We start from the raw sequence: 3,707 nt of genomic DNA, 5'->3' as shown, positions 1-3,707 counted from the left end.
GCAACGCGGCGCAGGGCCTCTTGGCCAACGACACCGACATCAACGGCGCGCCGCTGACCGCGGTGCTCGACGCCGGCCCGACGCACGGCACCCTGACGCTGAACGCCGACGGATCGTTCAAGTACCTGTCGTTCCAGGACTACAACGGCGCTGACAGCTTCACCTACCACGTCAGTGACGGCACGCTGTCGAGCGCTAGCGTTACGGTCAACCTGACCGTCAAGGCGGTCAACGACGCGCCGGTTTTGACCGCAGACAACACGCTGTCGTTCGACGCCAATACCGGCGTGCCGATCCGGCTCAGCCCGGGCATCGCGCTTGTTGACGTCGACAGCGCCACCATGGTCGGCGCCCGCGTCGCCATCACCGGCGGCTTCCAGCCGGCGGACGATACGCTCGGCTTCGTCAACCAGCACGGCATTGTCGGCAGTTTCGACCGCGCCACCGGCGTGCTGACGCTGACCGGCACCGCGTCGGTGGCCGACTATCAGGCCGCGCTGGCCAGCGTCACCTTCCTCTCCACGACCTTCGCCGATGGCCAGCGCACCGTGCAGTGGACCGTGGACGATGGCAGCGCGCTGTCCAGCCAAAGCGCGGTGACGCAAACCGCGCTTGGCGTCAGCGGCATCATCGTTCCGCCGCCGGTGTTCGCCGACCGGTCCATCGTGCCGCCGACCCAGGCCATCGCGCCGCCGCCGCTCGGCTTCGACACCTCAAGGGTCAACTTTCTGGTCCCGAACGACCGCGGCGACGGTTACGGCAGCACTACCGGCTACAGCTACCACGTGGTCTTCACCAAGCCGGTTGTGGCGGCGGATGCCGACGCCCGGATGCAGATCGACCTGGCACTGGGCGGGCTGCGGGATTCGCTCGGCGGCGACGTGGTCTACATCATCGCCCGCCAGGCCAATGGCGATCCGCTGCCGGACTGGCTGACCTTCGATTCCGTCAGCGGCAAGTTTGCCGGCCTGCCGCCGGACGGAATGGTCGCCAGCATTGGCGGCGAGCCGATCGATTCCAACGACGTCCAGACCGGTGCGCTGCCGCCGAATCCGGATGCCGGCGTGGTGCCGCCGGCGACACCGCAAGCGGCGAAGACCATCACCGTCGAGGTGCTGGCGCGGGACTCCAAGGGCAATGTCGCGGTGACCACCTTCGTCATCGAGCTGCGGCCGGCCGCAGGCAAGCAGGGCTGGGACATCGACCGCATGCCGGCCATGCGCCATGCCGCCTTGCCGCTCAGCTCACCGGAACTCGCCGCCATCGAGGCCGCGGTGCGCGATGTCACCGGGCGCGACACCGCGGACCTCCTCGCGCCGTTCGCGATCCGCGGTCTGTCCGCGCGGGGCGACGCGATTGTCGTGGGCGCGGCCGACGCGCCGGCGGGCCGCGCCGGCCTGTCGGAGCAGATGGCGGGCATCGGCTGGCGCGCCATGACCGCGCAGACCCACGCGCTGCTCGCCAGCCTGCAGCAGGGCCGATGAGCGTGATGCCCGCGTACCCAATAGGTCGTGCTGCGGCGCGGCCTCTCCACGAGTCGTCCCCGCCTAGTGCGCCTTCGGCGCACGCGGAGCGGGGACCCATACGCCGTGCAGGCGTATGGCGGGATGGCAGCAGTGGCCGGGTTCTGATTACAGACGACGGGGGTTATGGGTCCCCGCCTGCGCGGGGACGACTCGTGGGGAGGCTATCCCGCCTCACGCCGCGCGAGAACCGTTTCCCATGAAGCCCGTTCCCCCGAGTTCACTCGATGCGCAGCTCTACGGGCTGGGCACGCTGGTCCAGCTCCTGAAGCGGGCGCGGCATGCGGCCTCCGCGGAAGAGCTGGCCTTCGTCATGGTCAACGAGACCCACGCGCTGCTGCCGTACCGGCAGGCGGCGCTGTGGCAGCGCGATGCGCGTGGCGCGGGCCGCGTGGTCGCGGTGTCCGGCGCGGCCACGGTGGAGCGCAACGCGCCGTTCCTGCTGTGGCTGCAACGCGCCTTCGCCGGGCTCGACGACGGCACCGGCGCGCGCCATGTCGATGCCTCGCATCTGGAAGGCGCGCTGGGCGAAGCCTGGGCGGAATGGTTGCCGGCCCATGGCCTGCTGGTGCCGCTCGGCCGCGACGGCCAGCCGCCGCTCGGCGCGCTGCTGCTGGCGCGCGAGCAACCCTGGAGCGACGGCGATCGCCACCTGCTGCAGGAACTGACCGACGGCTACGGCCTCGCCTGGGCGAATTTTCGCGCGGGCCGGCGGCGTTCGCTGCTGAAGCTGTGGCGCAGCCGCGGCGGCTTGATCAGGCTGGCGCTGGCGGCCTGCGTGGTCGCGGCGATGTTCCTGCCGATCACGCTGTCGGCGCTGGCGCCGGCCGAAGTGGTGGCGTTGCGGCCGACCATCGTCCGCGCGCCGCTGGAAGGTGTGGTCGATCGCTTCGAGGTCCAGCCGAACCAGCCGGTGAAGGAAGGTCAACTGCTGCTGGTGCTAGATCCGCGCGCCATCGAGAACAAGCTCGATGTCGCCGGCAAGGCGCTGGCGGTGGCGGAAGCCGAATATCGCCAGGCCGCGCAATCGGCGGTGTTCGAGGACAAGAGCCGCGCGCTGCTGTCGGTGCTGAAAGGCCGCGCCGAACAGCGCCGCGCCGACGTGGTCTACAACCAGTCGCTGCTCGACCGCATCAAGGTCACCGCGACGCGCGGCGGCATCGTGCTGTTCGACGATCCCAACGCCTGGATCGGCCGTCCCGTGGCGATCGGCGAGCGCCTGATCGAGATCGCCGATCCCGCCCAGGCCGAGCTGGAAATCTGGCTGCCGGTGGCGGACGCGATCACGCTGAAGGACGGCGCCGAGGTCGATTTCTTCCTCAACGTGTCGCCCGACGCGCCGCTGCGCGCCCACCTGCGGCAGGCGAGCTATGAGGCGACGCAGTCGCCGGGCGGGCTGCTTGGTTACCGTCTTAAGGCGACGCTGGCGGATGGCACGAAGCTTCCGCGCATCGGCCTCAAGGGCACCGCGAAGGTCTATGGCGAGCGCGTCACGCTGTTCTATTACCTGCTGCGCCGGCCGCTCGCCGCGACCCGCCAGTTCGTCGGCCTGTGATGTCCGTCGCAGCAGCCACCTCGACCGAGATGACCAAGGCGCTGCTGCCGCTGCGTGAGGAGATCGCGATCTTTCCCGGTCCGGTGGCGCAGGACGGCTCGCCGAGCTGGACCCTGCATGATCCCTCCTGCAACCGGTTCTACCGGCTCGGCTGGCGCGAATTCGAATTGCTGTCGCGCTGGGATTCCGGCTCGGTGGCCACGCTCGCCGCGCGCGTCGAGGCCGAGACCACCTTGCGGATCGAGCAGGAGGATATCGACGACCTCGTGAATTTCCTGTTCTCGTTCGACCTGCTGCGCGCCACCAGCCCGCAGGCCACCGCTGCGATGATCGCCAAGGCGGAACGGCAGCGCGGAAGCTGGGGCCGCTGGCTGCTGCACAACTACCTGTTCGTGCGAATTCCGCTGCTGCGGCCGGATCACTTTCTCACCCGGACCTATCCCTGGATCCGCTGGATCTTCGGCGCGCCGGTCGCCGCCCTCATCGTCGCCATCGGCCTGATCGGTCTGGTGCGGGTCGCCCGGCAATGGGACGTGTTCCTCGGCACCTTCGTCGACCTGTTCTCGGTGCACGGCGCGATCGGCTTTGCCATCACGCTGGGCTGCCTCAAGGTGGTGCACGAACTCGGA

At 69.6% G+C, this 3,707-nt stretch carries 2 protein-coding genes and 1 pseudogene; all 3 read left to right on the top strand.

Translation table 11 applies throughout. The annotated features are described in order from the left end of the window. Window positions 1-1,484, top strand: a 1,484-nt coding sequence (locus JWR89_RS08035) for an Ig-like domain-containing protein (RefSeq protein WP_299714044.1), incomplete at its 5' end; no start/stop codon positions are given. Window positions 1,485-1,722: 238 nt separating this feature from the next. Continuing rightward, on the top strand, window positions 1,723-3,078 hold the full coding sequence (locus tag JWR89_RS08030; protein WP_299714041.1) for an HlyD family efflux transporter periplasmic adaptor subunit: 1,356 nt from the start codon (window positions 1,723-1,725) through the stop codon (window positions 3,076-3,078). Next, a pseudogene (locus JWR89_RS08025) lies at window positions 3,078-3,707 on the top strand (hypothetical protein); the annotation flags it as partial. The gene JWR89_RS08030 and the pseudogene JWR89_RS08025, both read left to right, overlap by 1 nt.

Source organism: Tardiphaga sp., assembly GCF_028290785.1.
Lineage (GTDB): Bacteria > Pseudomonadota > Alphaproteobacteria > Rhizobiales > Xanthobacteraceae > Tardiphaga.
This window is presented reverse-complemented; position numbering and strand designations above follow the sequence as displayed.